Below are 17,422 nucleotides of genomic sequence, written 5' to 3' on the forward strand. Positions count from 1 at the left end.
AACCTCCTTTACATAAATAAGCGAAATATAAGCTCTTGCATAATCAATTGATAACACCTATTATTAATTATTAGATTACTTTATTTCTTGTGTTGATGCTACTTCTTTATAAAAGTCATCTTTTAGCTCTGTTTGTAGATAACCTAATAAATAATCTTTGAAGTCATCCCTAATATCGTCACGGTCAAAAGCGAATTCTACGACTGCTTCTAGAAAACCTAATTTATTCCCTATATCATAACGTCGTCCTTGAAAGACATGAGCATAAACTTCTTCTTGACCTAATAAGGTCTTAAGGGCATCAGTTAGTTGAATCTCGTCACCTTTACCTGGGTCAGTATTCTCTAGGATATCAAAGATAGCTGGCGTAATTACATAACGTCCTAAGATAGCTATATTTGATGGTGCTTCTTCTAAAGCTGGTTTTTCTACTAAGTCCTGTACCTGATAGTCGTCTCCATTTCCATTAGAATAGTCAACTATCCCATAGTTATGGACTAATTTATCTGGTACTCGTTGTACCCCGATAACTGTAGACTCTTTCTCTTCAAAAGCCTCAATTAATTGCTTAGTAACCGGTTTCTTAGCTTTTACGATATCATCACCTAATAAGACAGCAAATGGCTCGTTGCCAACAAAAGTCTTAGCACAAAGGATAGCATGTCCTAAACCTAATGGCTCCTTTTGACGAACATAGTGAACATCTACTAAGTTAGAAATATCTTGTACTATCTTTAAACGCTCCATCTTACCTTGTTCTTCTAAAGTAACTTCTAGTTCAAATGACTTATCGAAGTGGTCTTCTATAGCTCGCTTATGTCTTCCAGTAATGATAATTACATCTTCTATTCCTGCCTCTACTGCTTCTTCTACTATATATTGAATCGTTGGTTTATCAACAATTGGTAACATCTCTTTTGGTTGTGCTTTAGTTGCTGGCAAGAATCTAGTTCCTAATCCTGCCGCTGGTATAACTGCTTTTTTGACTTTCATTTTAAGTAGCCTCCTTAAGATTTATTGAACGTGTTAATTATGCTCGAGATCTAATTGCACAATTCACTTATTTAAAGCATTTTAATTGTCAACTGTCAATTGTCAATTGCTAATTGAATTTACAAGCAATCTTCAAACCCAGCTTCTGCTAATTTTCTTCTCAGTTCTTTTATCTCCTGTGCTTTCTTCTTATCACAGATTAAGAGTGCGTCTTCGGTATCGACAATGACTACATCATCTAAACCGACGGTAGTGATAAGTTTTCCATTGCCATGGATAATTGAATTTTTAGTTTCAATACCGATATGTTCTCCTTTGATTAGATTATTATATTTATCTAATTCTTTAAGACGCTCTAAGGCAGGCCAGCTACCTACATCATCCCATCCAAAGTCACCAGGCAATACATAGATATTATCTGCTTTTTCCATAATTCCATAATCAATAGAGATACTATCTAGCTTTTCAAATTCCTCAGTCAATACGACAAATTCATCTTCAGTACCGATTGCCCTTTTCATCTTTTCTAAACTCTGGTCTAACTTAGGCATATATTCTTTGAACATCTTCCGGATAGTAGAAACCTTCCAAAGAAACATACCGCTATTCCATAGATAATTACCTGCTTGCAGAAACTCTTCTGCTCTTTTGCGGTCAGGTTTTTCGGTAAACTCGTTAACTTTAAATATATTCTCATCTTTTCCCTGAACACTATCTTGATCATAATGTATATAACCATAACCGGTCTCGGGATGAGTTGGCTCAATACCGATAGTTACTAGATTCTCTCCTGACTTAGCTACTTCGGCTGCCTTTTCTACTAACTTTAAGTAAGTTACTTCATCTTTGATTAAATGATCAGAAGGTAGTACAACCATCACTGCATCTGGATATTCTTGTTCTATATAGATAGCTGCTAAGCCGATACAAGCAGCTGTATTCTTCCCCATAGGCTCGACAATGATATTATCTTCTGCTAGTGTTGGTAACTGTTTTTGAATAGCAGTTGCATAATCCTGGTTAGTAGCAATAAATATACTCTCTTCATCAGTCAATCGACTAATTCTATCTACTGTTGCCTGAATCATACTCTTATCATCATCAACTAAGTTTAAAAACTGCTTTGGTCTATCCTTCCTGCTCAATGGCCAGAATCTACTACCAATGCCTCCAGCCATAATTAGTGGTGTAATCATTATATATCTCCTTTCAAACTAAATTAATATCAAAATAGTTCTACCTATCACAAGTTCTAAGTTACTTATTCTGTAAAAGTTCTACAATTTCCTTTTATAATTATGAATCATTTTACTAAATTCAAATTATAACCCCTACATAGAGTAAAAGCCTCCTAATATTAGGAGGCTTAAGAGTTAAATATTATGGAATATAGATAGTCTGCCCAACGATGATTAAATCTGGATTAGATATCTGATTATATTCAAGTAGTCTATCGATAGTAATATCAAATTTATTTGCAATCTCCCATAGAGTGTCGCCTTCTTTTACTATATACTTACTGCTAATATCCTTTTTAAGTGTGATCTGTTTAATACTACCTGTTACTTGAGGCGGAGTATTATCTTCACGGCTAAGAGCAATATATTCTTCTAATGCTTTCTTAAGAGAGATATTAGTCCTCTTAATAGTCGGCTCATCCTCTAATAATGATAGATAACGGCTACCTTCATTTAATACTGAACTATTGAAAGCGACCTTATACTCTTTTGCATTATGGAGTTCTTTACCATTAACTTTTACATAAACGACTCTATTATTTGATGGTTTATTAGCATCAAATTTGACTTCAATTCCAGCTAATTGTAAGAATTCATCATTTGCATTAGGATAAGAAGCTACCGCCTTCTCTAAAGCTTCCCGTAATGTTGTTCCTGAGATCCTTTTGACTATTATGTCTTCTCTTTCTGGTAGTTTGATTACTGCTTTGCCGTCTTGTTTAGAACAGTTGACCTGTTCACTACTTACTAAGACTAAATTAACACCTATCTTATTTGCTATTGAGTCAGCTATTAGCTGTTTAGCATTGATATCTTTTACTTTTACCTTAACTTCTTCTTGCTTTGGCTTTAACTTCTGTTTTGGTTTCTGCTTTTGCACTTTAGTTTCTTTTTGCTTAAATGCTTCTTTGACCTTAGGTTGCTTTCTATTTTTAGACTTGTCCTCTTTATTCCTTTGTACTGCCTTTAGAATCTCTGATTTACTTATCTGTGAAGGTAACATAGTCTTATTTAGTTTTTCTACAGCCTTATCTAATGCTTCTTCGTCGATCTCTGGAAGATGATAATCAGCATTATTATAATAACTACTTAAAAACTTAAGCTTCTGGTTATCAACTAATGCTTGCTTCCCTTGCATCAAATTCTTAGACTTAATTAAGGTTGAATCTAGCTTTTTGACTTTACTTCCTTCGACAGCTAATTCTATCTTCTCTATGGCTCTTAATCGTTTCAGTTCACTTTTCTGCTTAATAACTAAATCGAAGCCTGTTAACTGCTCTATCACTTTCTCATTGGTTAAATTAGTTAGAGCGATAGTAAAGTCTACATTTGGTTCTAACTTTGGCAAGTACTCTTTAGCCACATCTACTGGATTGAGTATCTTTAACCCTGTAATCATATCTTTATATTTAATATCTGTTGATGTAAGGCCCAGTACCGCAAATTTGACACCTGCCCGTTCAATTACTGTATATGGTGGTAAGACTAAGCCTCCATCCTTACGGATATTAGCAGATAAGATTGGAAAGTTACTCAATCGATTTAATTGCAATAACTGATAGTAGCCATAGCTTATCTCACTACCTCCAGCCACTAGCGCATCATAATTAACTTTATTCATCGCTTTAACCGCACTTTCTCCATAAAACTCCTCGGCTAATACGCCTTTTGCTACGCTATCTCCCCCATCAAGTAAGATAGTAGCATTCTTTGTCTTTAACTTACTTACTAAAGTAGTAAGTTTCACAAATCCTAACTCATTTTTCTGCTTGTTAGCTGCAATAATTCCTTGCGTATCATTAGTATGTAAGATAGTAACTTGCTTTGGAGCAGCAAAAAGAGTAGGTGTTAATAACAGAGTTGATAATAAAAGAACAAGTACTACTTTCTTTAACATCATTCTTCCCCCTTAAATGAATTTATTCCCTTTTTTATATTTTTCTTCAATTAATTGACTTATTCCTTCTTTAGCACGTAATCTTTTAAAGCCTTTTCCCAGTGACGCATTATATATAGATTCTGGTTTTCTAGAAGAAAGTTATGAAGTACTGAATAAGAAGGACGTTTGGCTGGTCGATCTAACTGTTCTGAAGTTATAGGCTTTACTTTGATGGTTATCTCTTTCAATTCAAATATCTTGTTAGCAAATTGATACCAGGTACAACTACCGGCATTGGAGGCATGGTAGGTCCCATATAAGTTACTTCTTATCAGCTCTGTAATAGCTTTAGCTAAGTCATAAGTATAGGTAGGAGTGCCTATCTGGTCATCTACTACTTCTAAGGAATCTCGTTCCTTTGCTAAACGAAGCATAGTGCGGACAAAGTTATGACCATCACCATAAAGCCATGAGGTTCTGACGATATAATATCTATTCAATAAATTACGCACATATTCTTCACCAGCTAATTTACTCTTTCCATAGATGCTTATTGGATTAGGAGGGTCAAATTCAAGGTAAGGCTTGGTCTGCTGACCGGAAAAGACGAAATCGGTACTAATGTAAAGTAGTTCAATATCCGACTGCTGACAAGCCAGCACTAAATTCTGAGTCCCTAAGGCATTAATTCGATAAGCCACGTCTGGATCTTCCTCACAACCATCTACATCGGTCATAGCAGCGGAATGAATGATCAGCTCAGGATTGAACTTTCGGATTGCTTGCCAGACTTTACTTCTATTAGTTATATCAAAATCGTCTCGGTCAATACCTAGTATTTGGTGATTATTATCAGCAAGAGTCTTGGTTAAAGCTTTGCCTAGTTGGCCTTTAGCACCGGTAACTAAAATTTTCATAATACCACCTCGCGATAGATTTTAACACTCACTATCTACTATATGTGGGTATCATGAAAGTGTTGAGTAACTCATCTATCTTTATAAGAAGTGTCCAAAATCACCTGAGAAAATTCTAATATATCATCAATTTCATTCTCTACAATTGCCTGTACTATTTTTAAGTTTACTTTCTGATAGTCATGCACTGCTATATTTCTAAAACCGACCATTGCCTTGAGATTCTCTGTCATTTTAGAGTCAATAATCTCGTTTTCGTATAACATTTCAAAAGCATCTCTACTATTTTGGGGAATACCAAGCTTTAATTCTGCTACTACATGCATTGCAGTATCGATAGCTGCTTCACATAATCTTTGTAAATTTAATATTATTGAGTCTTGCTTAGTATGATTTTTTAAATTTTCGGGATTATCTTGATACTCTTCGCTAATTCTTCTTATACATCTTTTTATGGTTTCATTTTTATTTAGTAGAACATCATCAATCACTAACGACACCTCTCTTTAAATTATCAATTATCACTTGTCTCTCTTCATTTAACTTGGCATACTTCTTCATGGTTTCCAGTTCAAAGTTCATCTTTTTTAGATTATCAGCGTTATAGATTAACTTTCCTTGTATAATCTGAGCTTTTAAGACGGTTGAAGCTTTATTAATATCTACTAAATCAACTTCTCTGTTTAACTGATCAGCTAACTTTTGAGCTATTAAAAATACTTTGTATTCATCTAAATTCTTTTGAGATAAAAAAGCAATATCTATATCACTATCTGGTCTTCCAACGCCTTTAGCAAAAGATCCAAATAAATATATTAATGTAGGTGATAATTCATCTATTAAAAAAGATTTGATTAGTTCTATTTTGTCACTACTTATATTCATTGTTTTTCTCATCTAACCACCTCTTGTGCTTATTATATAATAGTTTATATGTGTTAACAAATTTTTCTTGTTAATTATTAAGTTTAAGTTATGTCTTTCTAAGCTTTATAGGTTGTCAAAATGAACCTCCAAAGGAAAACACTAAACCTAAGAAGAAAGCTGCTGGATATAAAGACTGGTTTATTAAAGAGTTCAAAAAACCTGGGTTTACTATTGAGATAGGTGATGAACAGATTGAAGGACCTCTGCCTGCGAATAAGCTAGATGAGTATTTTATGGAAAATCGTAGAGTGTTGTTGGAGTTAGCAAGGGGGATGTAATAATTTCATTCCATACATTGACCTTCAGCCAACCAAGACCAATATTTTTGTGGCAAATTCTGCATGGCTAGGCGGCGATTTTTTCTACTTTCTATGAATTGAGACTTGTAGTAAGTTAACCAGTATTCTTTAAATTCATCTTTACTTTGCTCTTCCTCTACGAGTTTAGAAAAATCTTTACTAGGAACTTTGGAGATGTAAACTCCTTTTTCATCACCTATATATGTATTATCCGGTGTGTTAATAATTATTACCTTGTCTTGATACTGCTTTCGAAAACGAGCAACTATTAAGTCACCGATATTATGTTCTGGTTCTGCATATCCAGTCATTATTCTGCTATCACCACAGGGGGTTAGACGTATGAACCCATGCATTCGGTGCAACTCTTTTTTTACAGAGCTTGCTTGCTCTCGAAATTTACAAGCTTCGTTGGAGACCTTAGAGAGAACATAACCTACTCCCTGCTCTAAAGCTTGTTTGCAGACCTTAACCATTAAACCAAAGGAGACTTGCTGATGACGATCATAGAAGAAGATGCTTTTTTGTAAAGCATTTATCTTACCTGCTTCTAACCACTCTATTCGTTTATATTCTTGAATATACTTTAGATATACTGTTTTAAAATCGTAATTATCAACTTTAGTACCTGTTTGAAATAAGCTGTTCTTTTGTTGCTTTTGATGGATAATAGCTGCGTTGTCTGCTAATTTGCTCAACATGATTGCTTTTAGGATTGATTCTAAAGTTGAAGTAGCGATATACATTTCTTTGACCTCCATATGAATATTATCGGTTAATAAGCGAAAATATTTTTTACATATTCATTTCTGATATTTCGATAAATATAAAAATCTGTATCAATCGAAATAATTTCTTTAATGCCTTCTAACTCTGATAATATAATTAATGTTGCATCTGCAAAATCCATTGGCACATCTGAATATTTGTTTGATAATTGAATAATCCTTGATATATTTTCTTTGGCAATTTGAATTACACTTAAAGCATCTCTTTCTATCCATTTTAGAAAATCAATCTGTACTTGAACATTAAAATCCAACATATGCAGCACTTCGGTGATGACTGGCCATGAAGTATATAAACGTCCTTCATATGTCCTTAGAAATTCTCTAATAGGTTGATGATACTTGTCATCCTTATCAAATAATGCGATTAATGGACCGGCATCAATCAGACATCTTTTCATTTATCTTTTCGCTCACTTTCTTTTTATATTGTGTAGATAAATCCCCTTGACCGCTACCATATTTGCCAAAAAACTCTTCGCCTAATTCATATGGTTTCTTTTGTTCTTCTTCTTTTTCAATATACATTTCAAGCGCTTCTTTAACTATATCTGATTTAGTAAGGTCTTTTTGCTGAGATAATAAGTTAATTTTCTCTTCTAATTCCTTAGATAATCTTACACTAATCATGGGTAGCACCTCCTGTATTACATATTGTATTACAACTATGATGAAATGTCAATCATAGTTGTGAAATCAAAAAAGACTCAATTGCTTATACTCTTTGTTAGCTAAAAGATTATCTATGTCCCCAACTTTTTTGCCGTTGATGGTGATGAAAGGTGCTGCTCGTTTGGTGACTGCTCCTATGTTTTTTAGTTGATTAAGGGTTTTTATAGAAAATTTCTTTCTTCCTCTTATTATCCTTTTGGCTGATACAGGACCGATTCCTGGTACTTCAAGGAGTTCATGATAGGAAGCTTTATTAATCTCTAAAGGAAATTTATCTGCCTTATTTAAAGCTATTGCTAATTTAGGGTCTATGTTTTCTGATAATTGTCCGTTCTCTTCAAATATAAGGTCATTAAAATTAAAATCGTATTTCCTTAATAAGAAATCAGCTTGATAAAGTCGATGTTCTCGCTTAACCGAAGATGAGTTATTCTTTGCTAAAGGGGTTCCTTTTATAGGCTGAAAAGCACTAAAGTAGGCTCTTCTGAGTCCTACATCTTTATAAAGTTGATTGGTGGTAGCTAAGATCTCTTTATCTTTTTCCCCGGCTGCTCCCACAATGAATTGGGTAGATTGGGTAATATAATTTTTCTTTTGACTTAAGTTATCGATCAATTTCATCGGTTCTACAATATCATTATTGAAATCTTTAAGTTCTGAAAGCTTATGTAAATATTCATTATTAGGAACTTCAGCATTGATTGATAGCCTATCAGAGAGTTCAACTGCTTTTTCTATGTATTCTTGACTTGCTCCTGGTAAGACCTTTAGATGGATATAGCCCTTAAACTTATGTTGATAACGTAAAATTTCGATGGCCTTTAGCATCTTCTCTAAAGTCCTTTGCCGATTAATTGCTATTCCTGAACTTAAGAATAATCCAGAGACATAGTTGCGTTCGTAAAACTGCATGAAAAGCTTACTTAATTCTTCCGGAGTAAAAGAAACTCGCTGAATATTTTGGTCGAAACGATTCGGACAATAAGCACAGTCAGAGACACATTCATTGGTCATTAAGACCTTAAATAAGGATATACAACGCCCATCAGGGGTAAAACTATGACAGATTCCACTAGAAGGAAGTTTGCCCCAAGGTCGCTTTCGATTGTCAGACCTATTAGCTGTGGTTGCACAGACATCGTATTTAGCCGCTGAGCCTAAAATCTTTAATTTTTCAAGTAGTTCCATATTTTCACCTCATTTAAAATTATTCTAGATTAGAACAAATGTTCCCTTCTTGTGCAAAAAAATTTATTTATTTTTTGCATCTTAGATTGAAATCCCATAACACTGTATTAGACAATGTTATGGGATAATATGTTATCATCTATTGTAGATGATCTCTATTATCTCAAGAGACAAATTCTAAACTATCTAAATTCACGTTAACTTCACCAAGTTCCTCTTTTAATTGTTTAATTTTATTTCTTCTAGTAAAATCACATAGGAATTTACAATAACCTTCTAATAGCTCATTATCATAAACAGGATCTATAGAGGTATTGTCAAAATACTTATTTAGCAAAGAATTTGCTACCTGTTTTATCTCTTGAGAACCGTATAGTTCATGATCTCGAACATTATTTAACACATATTTTGCTATTCCTAAATATTTTCGTCCTAATTCATTGGAAAAAAAGGATTTAAAAGTTTCATGATTCTTTAATCCATAAAATACCGCAAGCTTTTTTACCCTATAATTTACTTTGCTTTCTTCTAACATATCATCAGTTTCAACTAGTCGACCCTTATAATCATCAAGAAATTTCACAAACTCTTTTTGACTAAACATTGTATTTTGACCTCCTTCCTTAAAAATACCTGTCTTTAAAAGTTTGCCAATACCCTTGTATTCTTTCCTGCCCTACTTGAAAACTTATAGCTTCTTGCATTAGTTTATCCAACTTTATTTTATCTATACTATTCAACACACCTGATTGTGTAATATCTTCAAAGTCTTTTGGAGTTCCTCTTCCTATTTTAGTTATAATTAAATCATAGTCTCCAAGGACAAAAACATTAAGAAACTTGAAATTATAATCAATATTAATTTTTTCCAGTCTATTTTCATAATCAGGATGAAGCATTATTATACCAGCACACCTATCATTAATACCAAACATATCAAAGTCAAAATTGTTTAAATAGTCACGCAGTGTCCTTACTATGTACTCTAATTATAACATATAGTACTTGAAAATCAAATTTTTTCTTGTTGCAAATTACCCCCCCATAACACTGCGTTGGGCAATGTTATTGAATTTAGGTTAAAATATTATACTATTCATACTTTAACAATTCTTTAATATCTTCCCAATTAATTTGATCCATAGGATTAGCATTATCTTCGATTACGTTTTCAAAGATATCCTGTTTTCTCTTTTGTAATTTTAGTATCTTCTCTTCTACTGTTCCGGTAGTAATTAGTTTATAGACAACTACTTGATTCTCTTGACCAATACGATGGGTCCGGTCGGTAGCTTGTCTTTCTACCATGGGATTCCACCAAGGATCTACATGAATGACGATGTCGGCTGCGGTTAGGTTTAAACCGGTACCGCCTGCTTTTAGACTGATTAGAAAGACTTCTACTTCGGGATCTTCATTAAAATGCTTAACCCGTTCCATGCGATTTTTAGTGCTGCCATCTAGATATTCGAAATTAATGCTGCTTTTTTCGAATCTTTCTTTAATCAACTTTAACATCTGAACGAATTGACTGAAGACGATCAATTTATGACCGCCGGCAATGGCATCTTGGACTATCTCTAATAAGACATCTATCTTACCGGAGCTTAAACTTTTATCAGATTCATCAAGTACTAACTGTGGATGGTCACAGATTTGACGTAACTTAGTTAAGGCTGCTAAGACATTAATTTGCGAACGATTAAAGCCTCTCTCTTCAATAGTCTCCATTAGATTAGCCTTAACCTCTTCGAGGATTAAGCGATAAGTATCCTCTTGGGCTTTGGTCATCTGTACTGATTGAATATTGATAATCTTATCAGGTAGTTCAGTAAGTACTTCTTCTTTCTTACGCCGTAGGATAAACGGTGCGATCCGTTCTTTTAATTCATTTAGTTTCTGTTGATCTTGCCATTTATTGATCGGGTTTAAATATCTACGCCTAAATTCTTGATAACTCCCTAAGTATCTAGGCATGAGAAAGTCAAAGATAGACCATAATTCTTCTAAAGAATTCTCTATTGGCGTACCGGTTAAGGCTAGTCTATTCTTAGCTTTAATCATCTTAACTCCTTTAGCTCTCTTAGTACGTCGATTCTTAATATGGTGAGCTTCATCTAAGACTACATAAGAAAAAGAAATATCTTCTAAATCTAAATAATCACGACTGATTATCGAATAAGAAGTAATTAGCACCTGATATTGATCGAAATCTTGGCGCATCTCTTCTCTCTCATCTGGAGTTCCGTAATAGACTAAGTAATCGAGGTTAGGGAAAAACTTTTTAATCTCTTCACCCCAGTTATAGATCAAAGTCCGGGGACAGATGATTAAAGCTGGCTTCTCTAAGGAAAGACTCTTTAGAAGAGTAAGGGTCTGTAACGTCTTTCCTAAGCCCATATCATCGGCTAAGATGCCACCAAAATAGTACTTAGCTAAGAAACTCAACCAGTAGTAACCGTTCTTTTGATAGTTTCGTAAGATATCCTGAACTTCTAGAGGTATCTCAACTTCTTTAACTAAGTTTTCAGCAGTGATATCTTGGTCCAATTCATTATATACTCGATTACCGACAAAGTTAATTCCAGCTTCTTTTACTAAGTTACGATAGTATAAGAGCTGATAATGGCTACTACGATAGCTACCGTCCTCTTGTTTTTCAGCGGATACAAGCATATCATCGACCTTCTCTTCTTGGATAGTATCCTCTAAGATTAAGTATTGATTCCCAACCTGGAGATACTGCTCCCCCCGATTATTACGACGTAGAAGTTTCTTTAGTTCTTCACGACTATAGCTCTTCCCTCCTAAATTATAGACTACTCTAAATTCGAACCAATCTATCTCTCCTTCAGTATCTTCTAATTCGATTATCGGTTCGAGCTTAACCGGTTTGACCTTTACTTCCTCAAAGTCAGTGGTAGTACTTACTTCCCATTCATCTGATAGCTGCTCAACACCTTCAGTAATGAACCTTTGAATATCACTTTCATCCTTAATATTAAAAGCTTCTGGTGAGACATGAAATTCATAATCCTCTAAGAAATTTATAAATTCTTCTATTGGTTCAGTATCCCAGACAGACCAGGTTTTAGGCTGATCTTTGTTTGGTGTATAATTCTTATCACTAAAATCAAAGCCTAAAAGCTCAGTACTTTTATAAATCTTATTAGCAATCTTAACTTGGGTTTGACAAAGAATCTTATTATCTTCATAATCAAACTCTACTTCGATCTCAGGTTGCTCTTTGACTAATTTATAATCTTGTAATTCCTCATCAACTTCTAAATTTAACTCTTGCTGCATAGTAGGTAAGATTTCAAAGAGAAAGTCTCCTCTTTTACCCTCAGGAATAGGAATATTAGCTGGTATCTTTTCAATTATATCTGCTTTAACAGGATGAAGATGGGAGTCTATTACTGTCCACTTTAACCCTTTACCTAAATGAGTATCTCCTTCATAGACTGAATAATCAACTTCCTTAGTCTTCACCTCAACCTTGTCTAAATTGCCTTCTATAATCAGATTAGGATAGAGAACTTTACCTCTTTTTAATCTAGCCTTTGTCTCTTCTAGATAGACAACGCTCTCCTCGATTAATCTTAATAAGAAGTTAAAGTTAGCTTGGCTTTTAGGAAAGAGAATAGCACCTGGAGTCTGACTCCTACTGGTTTCAGTATTACTTAAGTATTCGATATTAACTATATCTTCATCACTTAAGCCTGGAGCTATAGTATTTAGATCTCGATAAGCATAAGAAACATGGATATAAGCAGCAATCCCATCTAATTCATTCATTGTTAATTGGTTAGAGTTTAAAGTGAGCTTAAAATTAACCATGGATTTAGTTGCTAAGCCTTTAATATGGTATTGTAAAGAGATTGGTTCTGTTGATTGAATGGTTTTACTTAGCTCCTCTAATTTGGTGAAGTTATTATTATTAATAGGAGTAGATAGACCAAGTAAATGATGATCTTCATTTAGAAATTTATATAAGACAGCTACCTCATGTTTACAGACTGGTCCCCAATCGTAAGGACAGGTGCATTCATTCTCAAAATAAAGATCACTACCCTCTAATGCTAGATCAATCTCAACTTGATAATCGCGGGTTCCTTCAACCTTAGCTAAGATTTGATATTTATCATTATTTAAAGGTAGGACATTATAATCGAATATTCTATTTTCGTTATAATAGTTTCTTCCGCGCCTAAATATTTTATTTGGTACTTGTTTGGCGAGTGCGTTGACGTAAGACATTCATATCATCTCCGAGTTTTTCTAGATTTCATTTGAGGTGCTTGCATAATCTATTATTTTTAAACTTATCGTATTCTAAACCAATCATTTGATTATATTCCTTGAAAACACTTTACTCATTTAAACTATCTCTTGTTTTTTTATTATATAATAGATTATATGAGTTAACAAATTTTTCTTATAGATCTAAAAATCCCATAACACTGCGTTGAGCAATGTTATGGGATGATAATTAATCAAACATCAAAAGGATTATATATGTTAATTTCTAATTTTTGAAAATCCTTTGTATTGCGAGTTACTAAGTTATAATCATTAAATATAGCTTTAGCTGCAATAATAGCATCTGGCAACTTAATATTATGATTTCTTCTAATATCTATTACTAAATTAACTATATCATCATCAAGACCAACAACACTACAATACCCTAAAAAATGCTTGGCTTTTCTAAAACTTTCTTCCGTATGCTTTCTAAATCCTAAGAATTCCATTTCTGTTATTACTGAAATATTAAAGTCTTCTTTAAAAATTTTATTTACTTTAGTTGCTGATTCATCCGGAATAGTACCATTAAAGTGATATATAAGGATATTAGTATCAATTAAATACATTATATCCTCTCCCATTCATCTCTCATAATTTTTAATTCCGTTTCAACATCTTTTATATCCAATATATTTGTAAAATCTTCAGGATTAAAATTTTCTTTTTTCTTCTCATCATCGTTAATAGGCAAAATCAATACTTCTACTCTTTGATTTTTTAAATTCTGCGGCAATTTTATTATTTTATCTATTTCATTGCTATTAATGATTTTTCTTATGAAGTCCATAACAATGCACCTCCATTAATTAGAATTAGTTCTATATTAATTATTATATAATAGATTCTATGAATTAACAAATTTTTCTTGCAAATTAAAAACCCCATAACACTGCGTTGGGCAATGTTATGGGAAAAATAGTTAGATCTAACCGTTACCTAACCTTTTTTGACTAAAAAAACAGTAAGCAGTCAAATTAAATTCATTCCGCTCAAGGGATATTTAAAACTCCCTTCGGTCAAACAAAAAATATCCTTTCCTTTCGCTCTATGAATTTAATTTGACACTGTTTTTAAGATCGGCAAAAGGATAGGTAACTCTACATGTAATTAAAAGATTACACTAGGAATTAGCTCAGGAGCCGAGATTATAAATGAAGTCTCTAATCTCTTCTATACAAATCCCTTGTATATACTTTCTCTTCAACATTTTCTAGTTCTTGACTCATTCTATTTACAACTATCAAATCTGACATCTCCTTGAACTCTTTTAAATCTGTGATTACTCTGAACCCAGCAAACTCTTCTTCCTCTAGTGTTGGTTCATAGATAACTAATTCTACATCTTTATTTTCTAATCTATCCATTACTCCTTGGATAGCCGAGGCTCTAAAGTTATCTGAACCTGATTTCATGATTAGTCTGTAGACTCCTACTACTTCTGGTTCTTTCTTCAATATAGAATTAGCGATATGATCTTTTCTCGTATCATTAGATTCTACTATTGCTGTAATAATATCATTTGGTATTCCTTCATAGTTGACTCTAAGCTGCTTAGTATCTTTGGGTAAGCAATAACCACCATAACCAAAGGAAGGGTTATTATAATGATCACCTATTCTTGGGTCAAGACAGACACCATCTATTATCTGTTTGGTATCAAGACCTTTTAACTCGGCATAGGTGTCTAATTCATTAAAGTATGATACTCGCATTGCTAAGTATGTATTGGCAAATAACTTAATAGCCTCTGCTTCTGTAGGATTAGTAAATAAGACTGGAATCTCTTCTTTGATAGCTCCTTCGACTAATAAATCGGCAAATTCTTTTGCTCGCTGAGATTCTTCTCCTACTACTACTCTCGAAGGATATAAGTTATCATATAAAGCCTTTCCTTCTCTTAAAAACTCTGGTGAAAAGATAATATTATCAGTATTATATCTTTCTCTAATCGCCTTGGTATAGCCGACTGGTATTGTTGATTTGATAACCATTGTTGCCTTAGGATTTATCTCTAAGACATCTTCAATAACAGCTTCTACTGTTTTAGTATTAAAGTAGTTCTTCTCTGTATCATAATCTGTAGGTGTAGCAATGATTATAAATTCTGCACCTTTGTAAGCTTCTTCTTTATCTAAGGTTGCTTTAAGATTTAATTCTTTGTTGGCTAGGTAGTCTTCAATCTCTGCATCGACGATTGGTGATTGATTATCATTGATTAGATCTACCTTTTCTTGATCAATATCTAATGCTACTACTTCGTTATTTTGAGCTAAGAGGACTGCATTGGATAGTCCTACGTAGCCTGTTCCGCTAACAGCAATTTTCATAGTTTAAATTCACTCCCTGTATGTTAATTGAAAATAAGATTGAGGTTGAGGTTAAGGCTAAAACATTAAAACCTAAAAATAATTAGACACTGACTTTCACGTGACTAAGAGCCGACTTAAACCATTGATAATTTAATTCTTCACTTAACTATGATTGATTTGAGTTCGTTTGAAATAGTGAATAAAGACACAAAGATTTATTTCTACATTTGTAAGATAAATTCCTCTGGGCTAATTGCCTTCACTTTACCGAATTTAGTCGAGAAAGCCTCGCTCATGATAATGGACGGGGATGAATCGGCTATTTTAATTTTTCGTCAATCTGAAAATTAAAATTGTTTTGTATATAATCCAGTTATTGAATACGAATCCCTTTTATGGTATAATAATATTAATAGTTGACACTAAAGGGGTTTTAGTCATGAATACCTATAAAAGTACAAGACATGCAAAATTTCTTTTAAATTATCATTTTATATGGATACCTAAGTACAGAAAGCAGATTTTAGATAACCCTCAAATTAAGCAATTAATCTTAGATACCATCAATGAATTAGCTGATAAACATAATTTTGAAGTATTAGCTACTGAGATAATGCCAGACCATATACACCTTTTTATATCAGCTTTGCCTAAATATTCTCCCAGTAAATTAATGAATATTATTAAAGGTACAACTGGGAGAAGAATATCAAAGCATTTTCCAGAGTTAAATATTAAGGGTTCTGTGTGGACTAGAGCTTATTTTGTAGCTACTGCTGGTAATGTAAGTTCTGAAACTATTCAACACTATGTTGAAAATCAAAGGTGATTAATATGCAATTGACTTATGTTCTAGAGTTGTTAAAACCAACCAAAAGAAAAGAGAATATATTCTTTGAAAATATTGCAGAAGTAGTTAAGAATCGTCAAAGCATTGCTAACAAACTTAAAGCAGGAAAAACTAAATTGAGCTCTGCTGACTTCAAAGAAATAAACCTCCCCTCGGCTGTTAAGAATCAAAATATCAGAGAAGTTAAAGCACTCTATAAAAGGTTTTTAAAATCTAATTCTGATAAAGAGAATCTAGAATTTAAAGATAATCAACCTATTTGCTATAATAATCAAAATTATAAAATTGATAATCATATAATCTCAATACCTCTCTATACTAGCAAATGCCAAAGATTTGCTTTTCCTGTTAAAGAGACTAATAGATTAAAGGAATTGCAAAATCATATTAAGAATAGCTGTAAATTAGGCAAAGCCAGCCTTTTCTATAAAAGAGGCAAATGGTACTTTGCTGTCACAATTAAAATAGACAATAAAAAAAGCACTAACTCTAATGTAATGGGAATTGATATAGGACTTCGTCAATTAGCTGTTGCTAGTATTAAAACTACTAAAGGTAAAGAGATTAATCGTCAATTCTATGATGGTAAAGAAGCAGGTTTCATTCGTAAAAAATATCGTTCATTAAGAAGAAAGTTAGGTAAATCTAAAAAGATTAAAGCTATTAAGAATATTAATGACAAAGAGCAGAGATGGATGAGAGATTTAAACCATAAAATTAGTAAACAACTTATTAATCTTGCTGTGCAAGAGCAAGTTGGCACTATAATTATGGAGAATCTAGAGAATATCCGTAATACTGCTCAAAGTCTTAATAAAGCAGATAGAAACCTTCATAGCTGGACTTTCTATCAACTTCAACAATTTATTGAGTATAAAGCTAAATTAACTGGGATTAAAGTGGAATATATTAATCCTAAATATACATCCCAGAGTTGTTCTAAATGTGGTGAAGTTAAGAAATCAAATCGTAAAGCTAATTTATATTCTTGTGTGTGTGGTAATAATATCCACGCTGATTTAAATGCAAGTAGAAATATAGCAAATAAATATTT

At 33.0% G+C, this 17,422-nt stretch carries 18 protein-coding genes; 2 read left to right on the forward strand and 16 right to left on the reverse strand.

Going from position 1 to position 17,422, the window contains the following annotated elements; all coding sequences use genetic code 11:
- Nucleotides 1–75: 75 nt before the first annotated feature.
- The 16 genes from galU to BM077_RS12410 all read right to left on the reverse strand — a co-directional run bounded on the left by galU (nucleotide 76) and on the right by BM077_RS12410 (nucleotide 15,536).
- Nucleotides 76–993, reverse strand: coding sequence for a UTP--glucose-1-phosphate uridylyltransferase GalU (galU, locus tag BM077_RS12335; RefSeq protein ID WP_089750794.1), 918 nt, complete (start codon nucleotides 991–993; stop codon nucleotides 76–78).
- Nucleotides 994–1,112: 119 nt separating this feature from the next.
- The gene (locus BM077_RS12340; protein WP_089750796.1) at nucleotides 1,113–2,189 is read right to left on the reverse strand and encodes a mannose-1-phosphate guanylyltransferase; all 1,077 of its coding nucleotides are present in this window, start codon (nucleotides 2,187–2,189) and stop codon (nucleotides 1,113–1,115) included.
- Nucleotides 2,190–2,373: 184 nt separating this feature from the next.
- On the reverse strand, nucleotides 2,374–4,128 hold the full coding sequence (locus BM077_RS12345) for a 5'-nucleotidase C-terminal domain-containing protein (protein WP_176941731.1): 1,755 nt from the start codon (nucleotides 4,126–4,128) through the stop codon (nucleotides 2,374–2,376).
- A gap of 59 nt (nucleotides 4,129–4,187) precedes the next feature.
- Nucleotides 4,188–5,027, reverse strand: coding sequence for a dTDP-4-dehydrorhamnose reductase (gene rfbD, locus BM077_RS12350; RefSeq protein ID WP_089750802.1), 840 nt, complete (start codon nucleotides 5,025–5,027; stop codon nucleotides 4,188–4,190).
- Nucleotides 5,028–5,098: 71 nt separating this feature from the next.
- Nucleotides 5,099–5,515, reverse strand: coding sequence for a type VII toxin-antitoxin system HepT family RNase toxin (gene hepT / locus BM077_RS12355; RefSeq protein WP_176941734.1), 417 nt, complete (start codon nucleotides 5,513–5,515; stop codon nucleotides 5,099–5,101).
- Nucleotides 5,511–5,924: a type VII toxin-antitoxin system MntA family adenylyltransferase antitoxin gene (gene mntA, locus BM077_RS12360; RefSeq protein ID WP_255361642.1), complete on the reverse strand. Its 414-nt coding sequence runs from the start codon at nucleotides 5,922–5,924 to the stop codon at nucleotides 5,511–5,513. Before mntA ends, hepT begins: the two co-directional genes overlap by 5 nt.
- A gap of 313 nt (nucleotides 5,925–6,237) precedes the next feature.
- Nucleotides 6,238–6,999, reverse strand: coding sequence for a DUF4130 domain-containing protein (locus tag BM077_RS12365; protein WP_176941732.1), 762 nt, complete (start codon nucleotides 6,997–6,999; stop codon nucleotides 6,238–6,240).
- Between the two features lie 29 nt (nucleotides 7,000–7,028).
- Entirely contained in the window at nucleotides 7,029–7,442 is a 414-nt protein-coding gene (locus tag BM077_RS12370) for a type II toxin-antitoxin system VapC family toxin (protein ID WP_089750807.1), read from the reverse strand.
- Nucleotides 7,423–7,671 (reverse strand): CopG family ribbon-helix-helix protein, encoded by a 249-nt coding sequence (locus tag BM077_RS12375; RefSeq protein WP_089750809.1) that lies wholly within the window; start codon nucleotides 7,669–7,671, stop codon nucleotides 7,423–7,425. The genes BM077_RS12370 and BM077_RS12375 overlap by 20 nt, the downstream gene beginning before the upstream one ends.
- A gap of 66 nt (nucleotides 7,672–7,737) precedes the next feature.
- Nucleotides 7,738–8,901 carry a putative DNA modification/repair radical SAM protein gene (locus BM077_RS12380; protein ID WP_089750811.1) on the reverse strand — a complete coding sequence of 388 codons (1,164 nt, stop codon included), beginning with the start codon at nucleotides 8,899–8,901 and terminating at the stop codon, nucleotides 7,738–7,740.
- A gap of 163 nt (nucleotides 8,902–9,064) precedes the next feature.
- The gene (locus BM077_RS12385) at nucleotides 9,065–9,505 is read right to left on the reverse strand and encodes a hypothetical protein (RefSeq protein ID WP_089750813.1); all 441 of its coding nucleotides are present in this window, start codon (nucleotides 9,503–9,505) and stop codon (nucleotides 9,065–9,067) included.
- 19 nt (nucleotides 9,506–9,524) lie between these two features.
- Nucleotides 9,525–9,881, reverse strand: coding sequence for a DUF6036 family nucleotidyltransferase (locus BM077_RS12390; RefSeq protein ID WP_320408969.1), 357 nt, complete (start codon nucleotides 9,879–9,881; stop codon nucleotides 9,525–9,527).
- Nucleotides 9,882–9,993: 112 nt separating this feature from the next.
- Nucleotides 9,994–13,161, reverse strand: a complete 3,168-nt coding sequence (locus tag BM077_RS12395; protein ID WP_090003557.1) for a DEAD/DEAH box helicase — start codon at nucleotides 13,159–13,161, stop codon at nucleotides 9,994–9,996.
- 236 nt (nucleotides 13,162–13,397) lie between these two features.
- Nucleotides 13,398–13,775 carry a type II toxin-antitoxin system VapC family toxin gene (locus BM077_RS12400; RefSeq protein WP_218124695.1) on the reverse strand — a complete coding sequence of 126 codons (378 nt, stop codon included), beginning with the start codon at nucleotides 13,773–13,775 and terminating at the stop codon, nucleotides 13,398–13,400.
- The gene (locus BM077_RS12405; RefSeq protein ID WP_089750822.1) at nucleotides 13,775–13,996 is read right to left on the reverse strand and encodes a hypothetical protein; all 222 of its coding nucleotides are present in this window, start codon (nucleotides 13,994–13,996) and stop codon (nucleotides 13,775–13,777) included. Before BM077_RS12405 ends, BM077_RS12400 begins: the two co-directional genes overlap by 1 nt.
- 373 nt (nucleotides 13,997–14,369) lie before the next feature.
- Nucleotides 14,370–15,536, reverse strand: coding sequence for a nucleotide sugar dehydrogenase (locus BM077_RS12410; RefSeq protein ID WP_089750824.1), 1,167 nt, complete (start codon nucleotides 15,534–15,536; stop codon nucleotides 14,370–14,372).
- Between the two features lie 421 nt (nucleotides 15,537–15,957).
- Between BM077_RS12410 and tnpA the strand changes: the two genes are divergently transcribed.
- Together tnpA and BM077_RS12420 are read left to right on the forward strand one after the other, a co-directional pair.
- Nucleotides 15,958–16,347, forward strand: a complete 390-nt coding sequence (tnpA, locus tag BM077_RS12415; protein WP_090003531.1) for an IS200/IS605 family transposase — start codon at nucleotides 15,958–15,960, stop codon at nucleotides 16,345–16,347.
- Nucleotides 16,348–16,352: 5 nt separating this feature from the next.
- Nucleotides 16,353–17,422, forward strand: a 1,070-nt coding sequence (locus BM077_RS12420) for an RNA-guided endonuclease InsQ/TnpB family protein (RefSeq protein ID WP_090095286.1), incomplete at its 3' end; no start/stop codon positions are given.

Source organism: Candidatus Frackibacter sp. WG13, assembly GCF_900114655.1.
GTDB lineage: Bacteria > Bacillota > Halanaerobiia > Halobacteroidales > Acetohalobiaceae > Frackibacter.

Coding starts and splice junctions, on each gene's coding strand:
- BM077_RS12345 (WP_176941731.1), bottom strand. CDS start 4,128: ATGTTAAAGAAAGTAGTACTTGTTCTTTTATTATCAACTCTGTTATTA.
- galU (WP_089750794.1), bottom strand. CDS start 993: ATGAAAGTCAAAAAAGCAGTTATACCAGCGGCAGGATTAGGAACTAGA.
- BM077_RS12340 (WP_089750796.1), bottom strand. CDS start 2,189: ATGATTACACCACTAATTATGGCTGGAGGCATTGGTAGTAGATTCTGG.
- BM077_RS12410 (WP_089750824.1), bottom strand. CDS start 15,536: ATGAAAATTGCTGTTAGCGGAACAGGCTACGTAGGACTATCCAATGCA.
- BM077_RS12400 (WP_218124695.1), bottom strand. CDS start 13,775: ATGTATTTAATTGATACTAATATCCTTATATATCACTTTAATGGTACT.
- rfbD (WP_089750802.1), bottom strand. CDS start 5,027: ATGAAAATTTTAGTTACCGGTGCTAAAGGCCAACTAGGCAAAGCTTTA.
- mntA (WP_255361642.1), bottom strand. CDS start 5,924: ATGAGAAAAACAATGAATATAAGTAGTGACAAAATAGAACTAATCAAA.
- BM077_RS12370 (WP_089750807.1), bottom strand. CDS start 7,442: ATGAAAAGATGTCTGATTGATGCCGGTCCATTAATCGCATTATTTGAT.
- BM077_RS12405 (WP_089750822.1), bottom strand. CDS start 13,996: ATGGACTTCATAAGAAAAATCATTAATAGCAATGAAATAGATAAAATA.
- BM077_RS12385 (WP_089750813.1), bottom strand. CDS start 9,505: ATGTTTAGTCAAAAAGAGTTTGTGAAATTTCTTGATGATTATAAGGGT.
- BM077_RS12365 (WP_176941732.1), bottom strand. CDS start 6,999: ATGTATATCGCTACTTCAACTTTAGAATCAATCCTAAAAGCAATCATG.
- BM077_RS12395 (WP_090003557.1), bottom strand. CDS start 13,161: ATGTCTTACGTCAACGCACTCGCCAAACAAGTACCAAATAAAATATTT.
- BM077_RS12375 (WP_089750809.1), bottom strand. CDS start 7,671: ATGATTAGTGTAAGATTATCTAAGGAATTAGAAGAGAAAATTAACTTA.
- BM077_RS12380 (WP_089750811.1), bottom strand. CDS start 8,901: ATGGAACTACTTGAAAAATTAAAGATTTTAGGCTCAGCGGCTAAATAC.
- tnpA (WP_090003531.1), top strand. CDS start 15,958: ATGAATACCTATAAAAGTACAAGACATGCAAAATTTCTTTTAAATTAT.